Here is a 17,921-nt window from a genome sequence, read left to right on the forward strand (position 1 = left end):
ACCAGCCAGCCAATCACCCGAGGCGCACTGGCTGCCTGACACGGCAGGGGCCGGTGGCCGACGACATCCACCACCAGCCACCGGCCACCGGCCACCAGAAAACACGGGCCACCAGCCGCCCGCCCGCACACCAATTAAGCAACAGGCTCTCCGCTACAACTTTTCGCGCACGGGCGGCGTAGCCGCACATACGTGGGAAGATGGAACGCATGTCTGCATCGTCGCCTCTCCCGCTCGATCCCATCGCAGAAGCCCACCGTCAGTGGACCAAGCATGGATGGGGAGACGTGGCCGACGGGATGGCTGCCGTCACATCGCTGATGCGCGCGCAGCAGATCATGCTCGCCCGCGTCGAGGAAGTGCTCAAGCCCACAGGACTTACGTTCTCGCGCTACGAATTACTGACGCTGCTCACGTTCACGAAGAACGGCGCGCTGCCGATGGCGAAGGCCAGCGCCCGCCTCCAGGTTCACCCGACGAGCGTCACCAATGCCGTCGACCGACTGGAGGCTGCGGGATACGTCCAGCGCACACCGCATCCCAGCGATCGCCGCACGACACTCGTGGAGATCACCGAGTCAGGTCGCGCACTCGCTGTGGATGCCACCGAGAAACTGAACGACCAGGTGTTCGGCAAGCCGGGCCTGGCCAAGGAACGCCTGACGTCGCTGGTACGCATTCTCGCCGAACTGCGTCGTGCCGCGGGCGATTTCGACGACGCAGGCACCGGTTCTGCCTGGTAGCTCCGTAGTGCGCTCATGACGAAGGGGCTGCGCTCGCGTGAACGCGCGAGTGCAGCCCCTTCGTCGTGGCTCAGCGGTGGGTGAACTTCGCCTGCCGCTTCTCGATGAACGCGGTCATGCCTTCCTTCTGATCGTCGGTGGCGAACGTCGAATGAAACAGACGACGCTCGAACCGAACACCCTCTGCGAGAGTCGATTCGAAGGACCGGTTGACCGCATCCTTCGCCATCATCGCGACCGGTAGCGACATCTCGGCGATCGTCGTCGCAGTCTCGAGTGCGTCGTCGAGCAGTTCCGCAGCGGGCACGATGCGAGACACGAGACCGGCGCGCTCGGCCTCGTCGACCTTCATGTTGCGGCCGGTCAAGACCATCTCCATCGCCTTGGCCTTGCCGACGGCACGCGTAAGGCGTTGCGATCCACCGATTCCCGGAATGACACCGAGCTTGATCTCGGGCTGACCGAACACTGCGGTATCCGACGCGATCAGCACGTCGCACATCATGGCAAGTTCGCACCCGCCACCGAGCGCGTAGCCCGACACAGCGGCAACGATGGGAGTGCGTGCGGCGCTGAGTCGATCCCAAGCACTGAAGAAGTCGTCCTGGTACACGTCCATGTACGACTTCGGCTGCATCTCCTTGATATCGGCGCCTGCCGCGAACGCCTTCTCCGAACCCGTGATCAGGATGGCACCGATGCCTTCGTCGGCGTCGAGATCCTCGACGGCTCCGACGACTTCACGCATCAGCTGGGAGTTCAACGCGTTCAGGGCCTTCGGCCGATTCAGCGTGATGATGCCGACGCGGCCGCGACGCTCGAGCAGGATCGTCTCGAAGTCGGTCATTCGGCCGCCCCCGTCGAACGCTCGCGGATGTCGTTGATGATGCCGGAGAAGTCGACATCGGTTCCGCCGCCGGAGGTTTCCTTGAACTTGGAGTAGATCTCCGCCGCCTGCAGGCCGAGAACTCCCTCGACGCCGTTGGCGCGCAACGCGTTCGCCGCCAGACCGAGATCCTTGTCCATCAACGCGGCCGCGAAGCCCGGCTTGTAGTCGTTGTTGGCGGGGCTCGTCGGAACCGGGCCAGGGACAGGACAGTTGGTGGTCAACGCCCAGCATTGACCCGACGCCGTCGACGACACGTCGTACAGCGCCTGGTTGCTGAGGCCCAACTTCTCGCCGAGTACGAACGCCTCGCTGATCGCGATCATGGAGACACCGAGAATCATGTTGTTGCAGATCTTCGCGGCCTGGCCGTTGCCCGCCTGACCGCAGTGCACGACCTTGCGTCCCATGACGTCGAGAACCTCTGCAGCGGACGCGAAGTCCTCCTCGGAACCGCCGACCATGAACGTCAGCGTTCCCGCCGCGGCACCACCGACGCCACCCGACACGGGCGCGTCGAGACCGCGGTGGCCCGCTGCCTCGATCAGCTTGTGTGCGGCATGGGCGTCGGCGACGTCGATGGTGGAGCTGTCGATGAACAGCGTCCCAGGTGTCGCAGCAGGCAGCAGTTCCTCGTAGAGACCGAGGACGAGACGCCCGTTCGGAAGCATCGTGATGACGATGTCCGCACCCTGCACGGCCGCGACAGCCGAATCGACGACGGTCACCCCGTCCGACTTCGCCTGCGTCAAAGCAGCTTCGACGAGATCGAAGCCCTGGACCGTATATCCGGCCTCGACGAGATTCGCTGCCATCGGGCCACCCATGTGGCCGAGGCCGACGAAGCCGATCGTCTTCCCACTCATGCGTTCTTCTCCAGACCTAGTTCGGTGTCACCCAACGGCGCGAAGTACCGATCGACGTCGGCGTCGGTCACGTCTGCGAGTGTTGCAGGCGACCACTTCGGATTTCTGTCCTTCTCGACCACCTGCGCACGGATGCCTTCGACGAGATCGTGCGACTCGAGCGATGCGAGAGACACGCGGTACTCGTCGTTCAGTACCTCTTCGAGCGACGACGCCGCGGCCGCACGCCGCAGCGACTTCAGCGTCACTTTCAAAGACACCGGCGACTTCGACTCGATGTCCGACGCCGCCTTCTCCGCGTCGGGAATTCCACTGCCGCGCAGCCCTTCCACGATCGCTTCGACGATGTCCGCACCGTAGTAGCGGTCGATCCATTCGCGCGACGCGGCGAGCGACGACGCCGGAGCCTCGTCGGTGAACTCCTCGAGCGCCGCCGACAACGAGCCGGTCTCGAGCGCGTCGTAGAACTTCTCGAGGTTCTCCGACGGCATGTAGTGATCGGCGAAGCCGGCGGCGATGGCGTCGCCTGCATCCATGCGAGCGGTCGTCAGACCGAGATGTGTTCCGAGCTCGCCGGGGGCACGCGAGAGCAGGTACGTGCCACCGACGTCGGGAACGAAGCCGATCCCGACCTCGGGCATCGCGATCTTCGAGCGTTCGGTGACGATGCGGGTGTTGCCGTGCGCCGACAATCCGACGCCTCCACCCATGACAACGCCGTCCATGATGGCGACGTAAGGCTTGTCGAAGCGCGCGATCGCCGCGTTGAGGACGTACTCGTCGCGCCAGAAGTCCTTGGACCCGCTACCGCCGTCCTTGGCGTCGTGATAGATCGACACGATGTCGCCGCCCGCGCACAGCCCACGCTCGCCGGCGCCGACGAGGAGCACCAGTTCGACCTCGTCGTTCGATGCCCACTCGTCGAGCTTCGGCGCAATCTGTTGCACCATCGCATGATTGAGCGCGTTGATGGCTTTCGGTCGGTTCAGCGTGATCCGGCCGACGCCGCCGCGGACGTCGAACAGAACTTCGGGCTCTGTGCCCCCTGGTCGTTCCGCCGGCTCTACTGCTGTCATGCTGCTCCTACTATCGAGCGAGCCACGACGACTCGCATGATCTCGTTGGTTCCTTCGAGGATCTGGTGCACGCGGAGATCGCGGACGATCTTCTCGACACCGTACTCGGCAAGATACCCGTAGCCACCGAGCAGTTGCAGCGCATCGTTGGCGACCTCGAAGCCTGTGTCGGTGGCGAATCGCTTTGCCATCGCGCACAGTTCGACCTTGTCCGGCGCGTTGTTCTGCAGAGCATCCGCAGCACGCCACAGCATGGTGCGTGCTGCTTCGAGCTCGGTCTTCATGTCCGCCAACCGGAACTGCAAGGCCTGCTGATCGAGCAGTCTGCTACCGAACGCCTTACGGTCCAACAGATACGCGACAGCCTTCTCCAGCGCGCTCTGCGCGCCACCGATCGAACACGCCGCGATGTTGAGACGGCCGCCGTTGAGGCCGTTCATCGCGATGCGGAAGCCCTCGCCCTCACCGCCGAGCAAATTCGCCGCAGGCACTCGGACGTCCTCGAAGATGACCTGACGCGTCGGCTGCGCGTTCCAGCCCATCTTCTTCTCGTTCGCACCGAACGACAGGCCCGCCGAATCCTTCGGCACGATGATCGCCGAGATCCCCTTCGGACCCGCATCCCCGGTACGCACCATCACGACATAGACATCCGACGTTCCCGCACCGGAGATGAATTGCTTGACCCCGTTGAGGACGTAGTCGTCGCCGTCGCGAACAGCCTTGGTGGACAGGGCCGATGCGTCGGAGCCCGCCCCCGGCTCGGTGAGGCAGTAGCTGCCGAGCTCGTCCATCGAGCACAACCCCGGCACCCACTGACGACGTTGCTCGTCGGTGCCGTAGGTGTCGATCATCCACGTCACCATGTTGTGGATCGAGATGTACGCCGCCAGCGACGGATCACCCGTCGCCAACTGCTCGAAGATCCTGGCCGCGTCCACACGTGTCAGACCCGACCCGCCGACTTCCTCGTCGACGTAGATTCCGCCCATTCCCAGACCCGCTGCCTTACGCAACACGTCCACCGGAAAGTGCTTGTTCTGATCCCACTCGACGGCATTCGGCGCCAGGAACTCGTCGGCGAAATCCCTCGCCGTGGAGTTGATGGCCTTCTCGTCCTCGGTCAATGTGAACATGGATCAGTCCATGTTGGGGATGACGAAGTGGTTCGAGGCAGCTGCCTCCTTGGTGCCGGACGGCCACCGCTGCGTGACGGTCTTGGTCTTGGTGTAGAAGCGCACCGAGTCGGGGCCGTGCTGGTTGAGATCGCCGAAGCCGGAACGCTTCCAGCCACCGAAGGTGTGGTACGCGATCGGCACCGGGATCGGAACGTTGACGCCGACCATGCCCACCTGCACACGCGTCGTGAAGTCGCGGGCGGTGTCACCGTCGCGGGTGAAGATCGAGACACCGTTGCCGTACTCGTGCTCGGTCGGCAGACGCAGCGCGTCCTCGTAGTCCTTGGCGCGCACCACGATCAGGACAGGGCCGAAGATCTCTTCCTTGTAGATGCGCATGTCCGTGGTGACCTTGTCGAACAGCGTTGCACCGGCGAAGAATCCGTTCTCGTGGCCTTCGAGACGGAAGTCGCGGCCGTCGACGACGAGCTCGGCGCCCTCGTCGATACCGATCTGCGTGTAGTCGTTGACTCGCTTCAACGCGTCGGCTCCGACGAGCGGACCGAAATCGGCGTCCTCGTCGTCGCTGCGACCGATCTTCAGCGTCGCGACGCGTTCCTTCAGCTTGGCGACGAGCGCATCAGCGGTCTCCTCGCCGACGGGCACTGCGACGGAGATGGCCATGCACCGCTCGCCCGCCGAGCCGTACGCAGCCCCCAGCAGAGCGTCGGCGACCTGGTCCATGTCGGCGTCGGGCATGACGAGAGCGTGGTTCTTCGCACCGCCGAAGCACTGGGCGCGCTTGCCGTTCTTGGCGGCTTCCTCGTAGATGTACTGCGCGATCGGCGTCGAGCCGACGAAGCCGATGGCCTTGACACGGTCGTCGTTCAGCAGCACGTCGACGGCGTTCTTGCCGCCGTTGACGACATTGAAGATGCCCGGGGGCAGACCTGCCTCGAGGAACAGCTCGGCCAGCTTCAGGGGCACGGACGGGTCACGCTCGGACGGCTTGAGGATGAACGCGTTACCGCAGGCGATGGCCGGGCCTGCCTTCCACAGCGGGATCATCGCCGGAAAGTTGAACGGGGTGATACCCGCGACGACGCCGAGAGGCTGACGCATCGAGTAGACGTCGATGCCGCCGCCCGCGCCCTCGGTGAACTCGCCCTTGAGCAGGTGCGGGATACCGGTCGCGAACTCGACGACCTCGAGGCCACGCTGGATGTCGCCCTTGGCGTCGGCGATGGTCTTGCCGTGCTCGGACGACAGCAAACGTGCCAGCTCGTCCATGTCGCGGTTGATCAGCTGCAGGAACTTCATCAACACGCGGGCACGGCGCTGCGGGTTCCAGCGCGCCCACTCGACCTGCGCCTGCTCGGCGTCGGCGATGACGGCCTCGACCTCGGCATCACTGGCGAGAGGCACCCTGGCCTGAACCTCACCGGTGTTGGGGTCGTAGACGTCGCCGAAGTTGCCCGACTCTCCGGGGACATGCTTGCCGCCGATGAAATGCGTGAGTTCGCGAGCCATTGAAATCCGTCCTAACAGGTACGAGAAGGTGAAGTGTGCTCATCCTATAGTCGGACTTCCATGTATGTCGAGGGGTCTCGCTACGTGCGCGCGAATGTATAGCGGGCTATACATTCGCGCGCACGTGGGGCGAAGCCCCCTACAGCCGTCGATAGAACGCCCTCAGATCCTCGACACCCCGCGTGACCTCGTGCTCGTCCGATCCCGTCGACCGCAGGGCCCGCCTGAGCACCATCATGTCGAGGTCGTCCACGGCGGGTGCGAAGTCGGGTTTCGGCAGCGCCGGGAACTCCATCTCGTCGCCGAACCAGTCGTCCGTCCCGACCTCGACCTCCGCCTCACCGACTCCCTCGATCAACTGGTCGAGATCCACCCCGCGCAGCGTCAGGATCGTCGTCGCGGACGCGTCGATGTGCTCGGCCGCGATGTACATCAGCGCGGCCGCGTGCTTGCACGGCCACCCGTCGTCGGGGCAGGTGCAGTCGAAGTCGAGTTGCCCCTTGTCGTGCGGCAGCAACGTCGACGCCAACGCCTGCGGTATCGCGTTGGATGCGAGTTCCGCGAGCATCCCCGGATTCGACGACACTCGATCCACCAGCGCGTCGATCTGCCCCGAGGACAGTGGATCGACCATCACCGACGCCGAGAACGGCTCGAGCTGACTGCCCTGCACCTCGCCGTAGATCTGCCCGCGCTCGACGCCGAGGTTCAGCACCTGTCCCCCACGCGCGTACGTTCGGCCGCGCGCGATGCGCCCCGGGTCGGCGAGTTCTTCCATCGCCGTCACGAAATGACGGCCCCACCACGTCTGCCCGAATGCTCCTCGCTTGTTGCGAGCTTCGATGCCGCCCTTGGCTTGTCGACGTTTCCCGTACTGACTGAAGTCGGCCATCACTCACCCACCGCGTCGTCACCCAGCCGGAACAGCTCGCGCAGCTCACCGGTGTCCATCTCGGTGACCCAGTTCTCCCCCGTGCCGACGGTCATGTCGGCCAATTCCTGCTTGGACGTGAGCATTCCGACGATGCGCTCCTCGATCGTGCCGACGCACAACAACTTGTGGACCTGCACGTTCTTGCGCTGACCGATACGGAAGGCACGGTCGGTCGCCTGGTTCTCCACCGCCGGGTTCCACCATCGATCCATGTGCACGACGTGGTTGGCCTTCGTCAGGTTCAGGCCCGTACCACCGGCTTTCAGCGACAGGATCATGATCGGCGGACCGTCGTCGCGCTGGAAGTTCTCGACCATGCGGTCACGCTTCGACTTGGTCACCGCCCCGTGCAGGAACGGAACCTCGGTACCGAACCGTTCGGCGAGGTACGGGGCGACGATGTCACCGAACTCGCGAAACTGCGTAAAAAGCAACGCTTTCTCGTTGTCGCCGAGCACCGCGTCGAGAATGTCTTCGATCAATCCGACTTTCCCCGAACGATGCTGCCCGCGCCGCAGCACCGGCGACCCGTCGGACAGAAAATGCGCGGGGTGATTGCACACCTGCTTGAGTCGCGTGATTGCCGCCAGCACCGCGGCTTTGCGTTTCATGCCCTTCTTGTCGGCGATCTGCGCCATCATCTCGTCGACGACTGCCTTGTACAACGCCGCCTGCTCGGCCGTGAGATTCGACCGCACCGTCATCTCGTTCTTCTCCGGCAGATCCGAGATCACCGCCGGATCGGTCTTGACGCGTCGCAGGATGAACGGCGACGTGATCGCCCGCAGCCGCGTCACCGCACCCTCGTCGCCCTCCCGCTCGATCGGCACCGAGAAGCGGTTCCGGAAATCCGACGGCTTTCCCAGCATCCCCGGGTTGGCGAAATCGAGGATGGATCGCAGCTCGTCCAGTCGGTTCTCGACGGGTGTGCCCGTCAGCGCGAGCTTGTGTTCGGCGGGAATCGCCCGGGCGGCCCTGGCCTGGGACGTGGTCGAGTTCTTGATGTGCTGGGCTTCGTCGAGCACCATCCGGCGCCAGGTCTGCGCTGCGAGCCGCTCACGGTCCTTCGCCATCAGCGCATACGTGGTGACGACGAGATCGTGCTCGCCGACGGCCTTGTCGAAGTCGTCGGCCCGCAGCCGCGTCGGCCCGTGGTGGACCATCACACGCAGGTGCGGGGTGAACTTCGCCGCCTCCCGTTGCCAGTTTCCGACCACGGACATCGGCGCGACGAGAAGCGTCGGCGACGGGCTGCTCTCGTGCGCGAGAAGGGCCAGGACCTGCAGTGTCTTACCGAGGCCCATGTCGTCGGCGAGCACGGCACCGAGGCCGAGACGACTCATGAACGCAAGCCAGGACAGGCCCCGCTCCTGGTACGGCCGCAGCACGGCGTCGACGGTCTCGGGCGTCGGAATCTGCTCCGGGGACGCGCCGGGTTCGAGCAGCGTCGCCGCCCAACCCGACGCCTGCACCTCCCCGACGGGCACCGGCGGCGGTTCCGCGATCGTCATCTCTCGCACCAATTTGCCGAACGGGGTGCCGTCGCCATGGTGTTCGGCCACGTACCTCGCGGCCCGCGCGAGCTGGCTTCCGTCGGCCATGACCCAGGTGCCCCGGAGACGAACGAGATCTCCCTTGGCCACGGCGAGCCGATTCATCTCGGCCTCGGTCAGAACCATGTCGCCGAGCTGCAGCTGCCAGTCGTACGACACGAGTTCGTCCATCCCGACGGCCCGATTGTCCGCGGCCTTGCTGACGGGTACGTCGACGCGCAACCGCATCGACGGATCGAGACGTGTCCACGCGCGCGGCAGCAGCACGGCGACGCCCGCGGACTGCAGCGCGGTCGCACCGTGCTCGACCAGGTCGATGACGACCGACGTCGGCAGCAACAGGTCGAGCGAGTTCGGGGCGTTCGGCAGATCCCGCAGGCGCGGATACGCGGCGACGGCCTCACCCACCTTGCGGACGGCCGTGCTGAGCAGCGACGCGTCGACGCGTCGGTTCATCGGAACGGGAATGGGCGCGTCGTCGCCGACACGCAGGCACACCTGGAGAGTCCAGAGAAGCTCGTCCTCGGTGTCCTCGGTGTCCTCGTCGTCGTCGGGCTCGAGCAGCCGCAGCACGAGCGACGGCTCGTCGACGGTCAGGCTGGCTCGCCAGGTGTCCAGCAGCGTCGCAGTCTGTTGAACGCCCTCGAGGTAGGGCTCGTCGTCGACGAGCGCCTGCCACATCGGATGTTCCGTATTCGGTTTGCCGAGAATCGATCTCACGATCGGGTCGGTGAGCTCGTCGACAATGCTGCCGAGCAGCTGCCTCGGTCGACCCGTGGCGCGCAGCGCGGGCGGCATCGCGACGGCGAGTTCACTGAGCCAGGCGCGCTGACGCTCCCCACCGACGAGCGTCCATCGTGGCCACCATTGGCCGTCGGCGCGCGTCAGTGTCGGGACGACGCGCCCGGCCTTCGCCCACGCTTCGATTCCGCGGGCGACGTGACCTAGGTAGCGCAGATCCCCGGAGATTCCGGAGTGCGACGACGGAGTGCGCAGCAGCAATTCCGCGGCATTCATGGGAGCAAGAGCGATGGCCGGGATCTGCGCTGTGTCGGCCCGACCGGAAGCCGACGGGAACGCGACGGTTGCACGAGCTCGAAAAGTCCTGGTCAGCGCACGTGCATGTGCAGCGGGAAGTTCGGGCTCGTGTCCGGTGGAGAGCTCGTCGTTCCACAGCATCAGGCCCTCTTCCGTGGACCAGAGACCGTGCAGCATGCTGTCCATCCAATCAGGTTGGGCCTGGTGTTCCAGTGGTGACCCGCGGCGTGCGGATTCCCGCTCCGAGACACGCGAAAGTGGAACACCATGCTCATCCTTTGCTTGCTTTTGGCACAGTGGATGCATGATCGCGTATGGATTCAGCGAGTACGGCGGGCCCGAAACCGAGTATTTTCTCGACATTCCGATCCCGGATCCTGGACAGGGTCAGCTCCTGATCGCGGTCCACGCCGCGGGCGTCAATCCCGCCGACTGGAAGGTCAGATCCGGCAATCGCAAGGACACCGTGCAGACGCAGTTGCCCGCGGTCCTCGGTCGCGAGGTAGCGGGCACGGTCGTTCAGGTCGGCACCCACACCGACGGCTTCTCGGTCGGCGACGAGGTGTTCGGCTCGACCGCAGCCGGGCACGGCGGATACGCGCAGTACACCGTGCTCAATGCAGCGAACACGGCCGTCAAGCCCGAATCCGTGTCGTTCGCCGCCGCCGCCACGTTGCCGGTCGCGGCAGGTACCGCGTACGACGCGTTGGACCAACTCGCTCTGCACAAGAAGGACACGCTGCTCGTTCTGGGGGCGGGCGGCGGCGTCGGCTCGGCGGCGCTGCAACTGGCACGCGCCGACGGCATCTCGACCATCGGCGTCGCCAGTGCGCGCAAGAAGGACTGGGTGAACAGCCTCGGTGCGACGTTCGTGGAATCCGGCGAGAGCTTCACGGACTCGGTCGACCGTCCCGTCGACGGAATCTTCGACCTGGTCGGAGGAGATACCCTTCGCGCCGCCGCAGCGCACACCACGCCCGGCGCACCGATCATCAGCGTCGCCGATCCGGTGCTCGCCGCGTCACTCGGAGGATCGGGAGTCGCACGCGATCGCAGCGCCGCTGCATTCACCCGACTCGCCGAACTGGTCGCGTCGGGAGTTCTTCGGCCGCACATCGAATCGACGTTCCCGCTCGAGCGTGCAGGCGAGGCACTGGCAGCCGTCGAGAGCGGACACGCGACAGGCAAGGTCGTCGTCGAGGTGAGCTGACCGTGTCGGACCCGTACGGCACACTTCTTGCCGAAGGTTCGAAATCGCCGACGATTGGGTGTGTGTGAAGAAGCTGCGTATTGCGCTGCTGTTGGTGGTCGTCACGTTGGCGATGTCGGCGTTCGGGTCGTGCGACACGTCGAACATCCCCGGTTTCTCCGCCCCTCCTCCTGCGCCCGGAAGCCCCACGCGCGCACAGATAGACGAGCTTCTCGGTCGAGTGCACGTCGTCGCCGCACGCCCCGACGCGGTCGGCTACGAGCGAGGATGCAAGAGCGGTCAGGGGTGCGTGTTCGGGCCTGCATGGACCGACGACTACGACGGCCCCGGCGGTCACGACGGCTGCGGCACCCGAGACAACGTTCTCGCCAAGGACATGACCGATCTCGTGTTCAAGCCGGGCACGCGTAACTGCGTCGTGCTCGAAGGCACTCTCGCCGATCCCTATTCGGGCACCGTCATGAAGTTCAGCAAGTCCGACGCGAGCAAGGTCCAGATCGACCACGTCTACCCGTTGTCCGCGGCGTGGGACATGGGAGCCAACGGATGGCTGCCCGAGAAGCGCGTTCAGTTCGCCAACGACATCGACTTCAATCTGTTGGCGGTCGGCGGTACCGACAACCAGTCGAAGAGCGACAGCACTCCGGCACAGTGGCTTCCGCCGAACGCGGCGTACCACTGCTTCTATGCAGGCAAATACCTGTCCGTCGCGGCCCAGTACGGGCTGCCGATCACCCAGGCCGACCAGCGAGCATTGGCGTCGATCTCCGAGAAGTGCTGAGCGTAGAGTACTGACGATGTCGCGCAGCTTCCTCAACCGTGAAACTCAGCTCTGCATGTCGTTGTCGGGACGACCGAGCAACATCGGTACGCGATTCCACAACTACCTGTACGACGAACTCGACCTGAACTTCGTCTACAAGGCATTCACGACGACCGATCTTCCCGCCGCGATCGGTGGAGTTCGCGCACTGGGTATCCGCGGGTGCGCCGTGTCGATGCCGTTCAAGGAGGACGTCATCGCACTCGTCGACGTGATGCACGATTCGGCGAGCGCCATCGACTCGGTCAACACCATCGTCAACGAGAACGGCGTACTGCACGCCTACAACACCGACTACCAGGCCGTCGCGAATCTGCTCGCGTCGTCCGGGTTCGCGACCGACTGGTCCGTCGCCGTCACGGGAAGCGGAGGAATGGCCAAGGCCGTCGTTGCCGCACTTCGTGATTCGGGCTTCACCGACGGAACCGTCGTCGCCCGCAACACCGACACCGGACGAGCGTTGGCCGACGCGTACGGATACGCCTATTCCCAGTACACCGTCGACGCAGACCTCCTCGTCAACGTCACCCCCATCGGCATGGACGGCGGCCCCGACGCCGACGCATCCCCGTTCTCGGACGATCGAATCTCCGCCGCGCAGGCCGTGTTCGACGTCGTCGCCATGCCGTCGGAGACACCGTTGATCGTTGCGGCTCGTGCGGCCGGCAAACCCGTCGTCACCGGCGCCGAGGTCATCGCGCTGCAGGCGGCCGAGCAGTTCCACCTGTACACCGGGGTCCGGCCGACCGACGAGCAGGTGCGACGGGCGTCGGAATTCTCGCGACGCTAGCTCAGTCGCAGACCGCCTTGGCCTCGTCCTCGGCGGTCGCGAGTGCGCCGGACTCGTACTCGCCGATCGCCGCGACCTTCGCCGCGGACGCCGACGCCGGGTCGAACGTGTAGCCGAGCCATTCCTTGGCCAGACGTCGAGCGAGCTCGATACCGATCACGCGCTGTCCCATGCACAACACCTGGGCGTCGTTGCTGAGCACCGCGCGTTCGACCGAGAAACTGTCGTGTGCCGTCACAGCCCGAACACCGGGTACCTTGTTGGCACTGATCGCGACTCCGAGCCCGGTACCGCAGACGAGCAGCGCACGGTCGGCAGTACCGTCGGCGATCATGCGGGCTGCCGTGACCGCGACATGGGGGTACGCAGTGTGCTCGTCGTCGCCGACGCCTACATCGGCGACCGATTCGACTCTCTCGTCGTTCCGAAGATCGGCCAGCAATGTCTGCTTGTACTGAAGACCTGCGTCGTCACAGCCGACGACGATGCGGAGTTTGCTCATGATCGGAGTCCTCGTGTCGTGAAGAGTTCGGCGACGGTGGCTACACACATCGCCAGTGAGATCGCGCCCGCGTCGGGTGTACCGACGCTCTTCTCGGCGAGCGGGCGTGCCCGTCCCACCCTCGGGCGTAGTTCGGCCGTGTCGTCGGCTGCCGTTCGCGCCACGACAGCTGCATCGGTCCATGCGGTTCGCCACTCGTTTCCGCCGGCCACCGATTTCTCGATCGCGCCCACGAACGGGTCGAACGCGTCGAGCATCGTCTTGTCTCCGAGCGCCGCCCCACCGAGCGACGTCAGCGCGTCGTAGCCTGCTCGCAGCGCCTCGGCGACGGCACGGTCGTCGGGAGTTCCGTTGTTGCCGAGCCGGTTTCCGATGGCGGTCAGGGCGGCGCCCCACAAGACGCCGGATGTGCCTCCGGCTTTCGCAGCCCACGCGGATCCGGCCGCGGCCAGAACAGAACCGGCTCCGGCCCGACGCGAGACCGCCTCGTCGGCCGCCTTGCTTCCCGCAGCTGTGCCCTTGACCATTCCGCGGCCATGATCGCCGTCACCGGCCACGGCGTCGATCCGTCCGAGCTCGTCCTCGGCATCCGCCATCCGCTCGGCGAGGGCTTTCAGCGACGCTGCGACGAATGTGCCGCAGTCGCGGGAGGATTCGTCCGACTCGGGGAGGGTGTCGTCGTCGACGGCAGCAACTGCATCGGTTGACCGCCGCTGCCCCGCGTCGGCGTCGACGATTCCCTTGCGGTAGGCCGGGGTGTCGGCGGGCGAGGTCCACAACTGTTCGAGTTCGTCGTCGAGCCACATGACGGTCAGCGAGCAGCCTGCCATGTCGAGGCTCGTGACGAGTTCTCCGACCTCCGGATCCACAATCGTGTACCCGGCGTCCCGCAGGCGTGCGGCCGCCCCGGACCATACGACGAACAATTCTTCGTACTTGGTACGTCCGAGTCCGTTGAGGATGACCGCGATTCGGTTGCCACTGCCCGCGGGCTTCTCCGCCAGCACTCCGTCGACGAGGAGTTCCGCGAGTTCCGACGCCGTGGGCATGGCGTGCGAGGACACCCCGGGTTCGCCGTGGATACCGAGACCGAGATCCATCGTCCCCTGTGCCACCGTGAACAGCGGATCGGCGGCACCCGGCATCGTGCAGCCGTCGAAGGCGACGCCGAGCGTACGGGTCGCGTCGTTCGCCGCGATACCCACACGTTCGACGCCGTTCATGTCGTATCCGGAATCGGCTGCTGCAGAAGCACATCGGAACACCGTGAAATCTCCGGCGATTCCGCGGCGCTTGGCAATCTGGTCTTTCGGTGCGCTCGCGATATCGTCCGTGACTGCGAGATATCGCGCGTCGATACCCTCGGACCTCAGCTTCTGCACTGCCAGACCGAAGTTCATGACGTCACCGGCGTAGTTTCCGGTCGTCAGCAGTACCCCTCCCCCGTTGTCCGCGGCCCGCGCGACCGACGCCGCGTCGTCGGCGGACGGCGAGGTGAAGATGTTGCCCACCACAGCGCCGTCGGCGAATCCGCGACCGACCACGCCGCAGAAGGCGGGATAGTGACCGGAACCGCCGCCGACCACGACGGCCGCCTTTCCCTGCGGTGTCTCGGTCGCGCGGACGACACCCCCGGGCACGCCCACCACGTACCGAGCGTTGGCGTCGAGAAAACCGTCCAGCATGTCCTCCATGAAGGAGGACGGATCGTTGAAAAGCTTCGTCACGGCAGTTCCTATCGGAGTCGACGACCGGAATCGCGGTCGAACAAGTAGATGCGTTCGGCCGGAGCCGAGAGCGCGCAGCGGTCGTGGGTGCGGAACCGCTCGCGCGCAGGTGTCTGCACGACGAACGTCTCGCCGCCGGTCGCGGCGACCGTCGCCTGACCGAACTCCATCAGGTGTTCGAAGTAGTCCACCGACACGGCAATCTGCCCCGCTCTCGGTGCGCCGGAGGCCAGAACGGCGTCCTGGGGCCGAATTCCGACCTTGACGAGGGTGCCGTCGGCAACCTTCTTCGCCGCGACGGGCAACATCCCGCCTCCGATCTCGACGGACGTCTCGCCACCGGACGAGCGGACGATTCCATCGACGACGTTGATCTGCGGTTCGCCGACGAAGCCTGCCACGAACAGGTTCGCCGGGTCGTCGAACACTTCGTCGGGCGTCCCGAACTGCTGGATGACGCCGCCGTCCATGACCGCGAGCCGGTCTGCGAGGCTCAACGCCTCGACCTGATCGTGGGTGACGACGATCGTCGTGTAGCCGAATTCACGTTGCAGCATCTTGAGCTCGCGTCGAACACGTTGGCGCGCAGACGCATCGAGATGCGACAACGGCTCGTCGAGCAGCAGCACCGGTGGGTTGCGCACGAGTGCCCGCGCCAATGCGACGCGCTGCTTCTGACCGCTCGACAGACCGGCGGGCCTCAGATCGAGAAGGTCGTCCATCTCGAGTCGCCGGGCGATGGAATTCACCAATTCGTCGGCGTTCTTGACCTTGCGCGCCTTCAGCCCATACGCAAGGTTCTCGCGGATGGTCAACGGCGGATACAGCGCGTAACTCTCGAATCCGACACCGACTTCGCGTTTTCCTGGAGGGAGGTCGGTGATCGTCCGGTCACCGATGCGTATCTGGCCACTGGTCACGGTTTCCAGACCGGCGATCATCCGGAGGGTGGTGGTCTTGCCGCACCCCGACGGCCCCAGCAACGCAACTAGTTCCCCCGGCTCGATCGCCAGGTCGATTCCCTTGACCGCTTTGAACCCCTCGCGCCCACGCGAGGAGTACGTCTTGACCAGAGTGTCGAGCGTGAGACTCTGTGCCACTGCGGTCGGCTTGGTCTGTACGGCAGTCATCTACTGCTCCTTCGCATCTGCAGCGCCGAGTCGCTTCGTCTCGGAGTCGGAACGACCGTCGACGCCGGCGAAGAGGTGGATATCGGAAGCGTCGACGGAGACGGTGACTCTGGCTCCCTCGGTGATGTGGCGACCGCCCTTGGACAATGCGATCAGCGTCGTACCACCGAGATCCACCGACACCTCGACGTCGCGACCGAGTCGTTCCGCCAGCACGACGGTGCCGTCGAACGACAACTTCCCGGGCTCTGCCCTCTCCAGGACCTCCACGTCGCACGGGCGGATTCCGATGCGTACGGAGTCGCCGTCGGACAGTCCCAGCTTCCGCGGCACCGGGATGTCGAGCGAACTACCGAGCACCCTCGACAGGCCGTCGTCGACGGTCGCGTCGTAGAGGTTGATCTCGGGTTGACCGAGCGCTTTGGCGACGAACGTGTCCGCCGGTGCACGCCAGATGTTCTCGGGCGTATCCACCTGCACGACGCGGCCCTCGCGGAGAATCGCGATGCGATCTCCCAGTGCGAGCGCCTCCTGGTAGTCGTGGGTGACGTACACCGTCGTCGTGTTCGACATCTCGCCGAGTTGCCTCAGTTCGACGCGCATCGACGCACGAAGCTTCGCGTCGAGGTGCGACAGAGGCTCGTCGAGCAGGTACACGTCCGCGGGTCGCACCAGCACTCGGCCGAGTGCCACACGCTGACGCTGGCCGTTGGACAGCTCACGCGGAAAGCGTTGCAGGAGATGGTCGATACCGAGAGTCTTGGTCACGGCCGCGATCCGCGCGGTCTGTTCGGCCTCGCTGTACTTGCCGGTCCGTCCGGACTTCAGCGGCGACGCCAGGTTCTGTGACACCGTCTTCTGCGGATACAACGCGTAACTCTCGAACGCCATCGCGACGTTGCGGTGGTACGGCTCGACGGACGTCATGTCCGTGCCTGCGATGTGAACGGCGCCTTCGTCGACGTCGACCAGTCCGGCAACGGATTTGAGCGTCGTCGTCTTACCCGCACCCGATGGCCCGAGAATGACGAAGAATTCGCCGTCGGCGATGTCGAGATCGATACCGTCGATGCCGATCTTCTTGCCGTATTTCTTGCTGAGTCCTTTGATCGCCAAGTGTGCCATCTAGGATTTCACCGCCCCGAAGGAGAGACCGCGAACCAGGTAACGCTGAATCGTGAGCGCCAGGATCAGCGGTGGAAGTGCTGCGATGACGGCCGCCGCCGCAGTGAGGTTGTAGTAGGCCTGTCCTCCGCCACCGAGGAACTTCGTGATCGCGACGGTGACCGTGCTGGCGTTGCTGTCCGACAGAATCAACGGGAACACGTAGTTGTTCCACGCGAAGATGAAGGCCAGCAGCGCCGCGGCCGCGATCCCCGGTCGCACGAGCGGCAGCGCCACCATCACGAAAGCTCGTGTGCGGGTGTATCCGTCGAGAAGCGCAGCCTGTTCGAGATCTTCCGGCAGGTCCTGGAAGTACGAACGCAGAATCCAGACGACGAGCGGCATCGTGACCAATTGGAGCACCCAGATCATGCCGACCTTCGTGTCGAAGAGTCCGATCTGGTTGTAGATGACGAACAGCGGCACGATGACCATCAGCTCGGGTGCGAAGCGGAAGGACAGCATCTGGAACATCAGGTCGTTGCTGCCCTTGTACTGCCACCGGCCCGCCGCGTAGGCAGCGGGGATACCGATGACGAGCGACACGATCACCGCGCCACCGCAGTTGATGAGGCTGGTGAGCAACGAGGACGTGAAGTCGACGCTCGTCAGGTCGGTTCCGCGCTGACTCAGCACCGTCGCGAAGTTCTCGAACGTAGGGGTGAAGGCGAAGTAGGTGCTGGTCTGCTCGGCGTCGGACTTCAGTGCGAGCAGCACCATCCACACGATCGGGAACAGCGAGAAGACGAACCACACGAGCAGCACGACGTCCGCTGCGACCGACGCCGGCGTGAACCGACGCTGTCCGGGAAGCAATTCCTTGGCCATGGT

General features: G+C 65.1%; 16 protein-coding genes. 4 read left to right on the forward strand and 12 right to left on the reverse strand.

Annotated elements, in window-relative coordinates; all coding sequences use genetic code 11:
* The first annotated feature begins 209 nt into the window (after window positions 1-209).
* Window positions 210-743 carry a MarR family winged helix-turn-helix transcriptional regulator gene (locus tag A3K89_RS13760; RefSeq protein WP_068427079.1) on the forward strand — a complete coding sequence of 178 codons (534 nt, stop codon included), beginning with the start codon at window positions 210-212 and terminating at the stop codon, window positions 741-743.
* A 70-nt stretch (window positions 744-813) separates the two neighbouring features.
* Here the strand turns inward: A3K89_RS13760 and A3K89_RS13765 are convergent, their stop codons facing one another.
* From A3K89_RS13765 to A3K89_RS13795, 7 genes are all read right to left on the reverse strand, one after another.
* The gene (locus A3K89_RS13765; protein ID WP_068426944.1) at window positions 814-1,590 is read right to left on the reverse strand and encodes an enoyl-CoA hydratase; all 777 of its coding nucleotides are present in this window, start codon (window positions 1,588-1,590) and stop codon (window positions 814-816) included.
* Complete coding sequence (gene mmsB / locus A3K89_RS13770) at window positions 1,587-2,495, reverse strand: 3-hydroxyisobutyrate dehydrogenase (RefSeq protein ID WP_068426948.1); 909 nt, start codon at window positions 2,493-2,495, stop codon at window positions 1,587-1,589. Before mmsB ends, A3K89_RS13765 begins: the two co-directional genes overlap by 4 nt.
* Window positions 2,492-3,571, reverse strand: a complete 1,080-nt coding sequence (locus A3K89_RS13775; protein ID WP_068426951.1) for an enoyl-CoA hydratase/isomerase family protein — start codon at window positions 3,569-3,571, stop codon at window positions 2,492-2,494. The genes mmsB and A3K89_RS13775 overlap by 4 nt, the downstream gene beginning before the upstream one ends.
* Window positions 3,568-4,707: an isobutyryl-CoA dehydrogenase gene (locus A3K89_RS13780; protein WP_068426954.1), complete on the reverse strand. Its 1,140-nt coding sequence runs from the start codon at window positions 4,705-4,707 to the stop codon at window positions 3,568-3,570. The genes A3K89_RS13775 and A3K89_RS13780 overlap by 4 nt, the downstream gene beginning before the upstream one ends.
* Before the next feature lie 3 nt (window positions 4,708-4,710).
* Window positions 4,711-6,219, reverse strand: coding sequence for a CoA-acylating methylmalonate-semialdehyde dehydrogenase (locus tag A3K89_RS13785; RefSeq protein WP_068426956.1), 1,509 nt, complete (start codon window positions 6,217-6,219; stop codon window positions 4,711-4,713).
* A 139-nt stretch (window positions 6,220-6,358) separates the two neighbouring features.
* The gene (locus tag A3K89_RS13790; RefSeq protein ID WP_068426958.1) at window positions 6,359-7,111 is read right to left on the reverse strand and encodes an SWIM zinc finger family protein; all 753 of its coding nucleotides are present in this window, start codon (window positions 7,109-7,111) and stop codon (window positions 6,359-6,361) included.
* The gene (locus tag A3K89_RS13795; protein WP_068427081.1) at window positions 7,111-9,921 is read right to left on the reverse strand and encodes a DEAD/DEAH box helicase; all 2,811 of its coding nucleotides are present in this window, start codon (window positions 9,919-9,921) and stop codon (window positions 7,111-7,113) included. Before A3K89_RS13795 ends, A3K89_RS13790 begins: the two co-directional genes overlap by 1 nt.
* Window positions 9,922-10,048: 127 nt before the next feature.
* Here A3K89_RS13795 and A3K89_RS13800 point away from each other — a divergent pair, with 127 nt between their 5' ends.
* The 3 genes from A3K89_RS13800 to A3K89_RS13810 all read left to right on the forward strand — a co-directional run bounded on the left by A3K89_RS13800 (window position 10,049) and on the right by A3K89_RS13810 (window position 12,567).
* Window positions 10,049-10,954 (forward strand): NADP-dependent oxidoreductase, encoded by a 906-nt coding sequence (locus tag A3K89_RS13800; protein WP_068426959.1) that lies wholly within the window; start codon window positions 10,049-10,051, stop codon window positions 10,952-10,954.
* Between the two features lie 79 nt (window positions 10,955-11,033).
* Complete coding sequence (locus A3K89_RS13805) at window positions 11,034-11,735, forward strand: HNH endonuclease family protein (protein WP_371828805.1); 702 nt, start codon at window positions 11,034-11,036, stop codon at window positions 11,733-11,735.
* A 16-nt stretch (window positions 11,736-11,751) separates the two neighbouring features.
* A complete protein-coding gene (locus A3K89_RS13810; RefSeq protein ID WP_068426960.1) occupies window positions 11,752-12,567 on the forward strand; it encodes a shikimate 5-dehydrogenase in 816 nt (271 codons plus the stop codon).
* A gap of 1 nt (window position 12,568) precedes the next feature.
* On the opposite strand, the gene A3K89_RS13815 is transcribed toward A3K89_RS13810, so the two are convergent.
* The 5 genes from A3K89_RS13815 to A3K89_RS13835 are packed head-to-tail and all read right to left on the reverse strand — an operon-like array spanning window position 12,569 to window position 17,918.
* Window positions 12,569-13,069, reverse strand: a complete 501-nt coding sequence (locus tag A3K89_RS13815; RefSeq protein WP_068426961.1) for a ribose-5-phosphate isomerase — start codon at window positions 13,067-13,069, stop codon at window positions 12,569-12,571.
* Window positions 13,066-14,796, reverse strand: a complete 1,731-nt coding sequence (locus tag A3K89_RS13820; protein WP_068426963.1) for a dihydroxyacetone kinase family protein — start codon at window positions 14,794-14,796, stop codon at window positions 13,066-13,068. Before A3K89_RS13820 ends, A3K89_RS13815 begins: the two co-directional genes overlap by 4 nt.
* 8 nt (window positions 14,797-14,804) lie before the next feature.
* The gene (locus A3K89_RS13825; RefSeq protein WP_068426965.1) at window positions 14,805-15,926 is read right to left on the reverse strand and encodes an ABC transporter ATP-binding protein; all 1,122 of its coding nucleotides are present in this window, start codon (window positions 15,924-15,926) and stop codon (window positions 14,805-14,807) included.
* Window positions 15,927-17,051, reverse strand: a complete 1,125-nt coding sequence (locus A3K89_RS13830; RefSeq protein ID WP_068426967.1) for an ABC transporter ATP-binding protein — start codon at window positions 17,049-17,051, stop codon at window positions 15,927-15,929.
* Window positions 17,052-17,918 (reverse strand): carbohydrate ABC transporter permease, encoded by an 867-nt coding sequence (locus tag A3K89_RS13835; RefSeq protein ID WP_068426969.1) that lies wholly within the window; start codon window positions 17,916-17,918, stop codon window positions 17,052-17,054.
* Between the last annotated feature and the right edge of the window lie 3 nt (window positions 17,919-17,921).

Origin of the sequence: Rhodococcoides kyotonense (assembly GCF_001645385.1) — a bacterium.
In the GTDB taxonomy this organism is placed as follows: Bacteria; Actinomycetota; Actinomycetes; order Mycobacteriales; family Mycobacteriaceae; genus Rhodococcoides; species Rhodococcoides kyotonensis_B.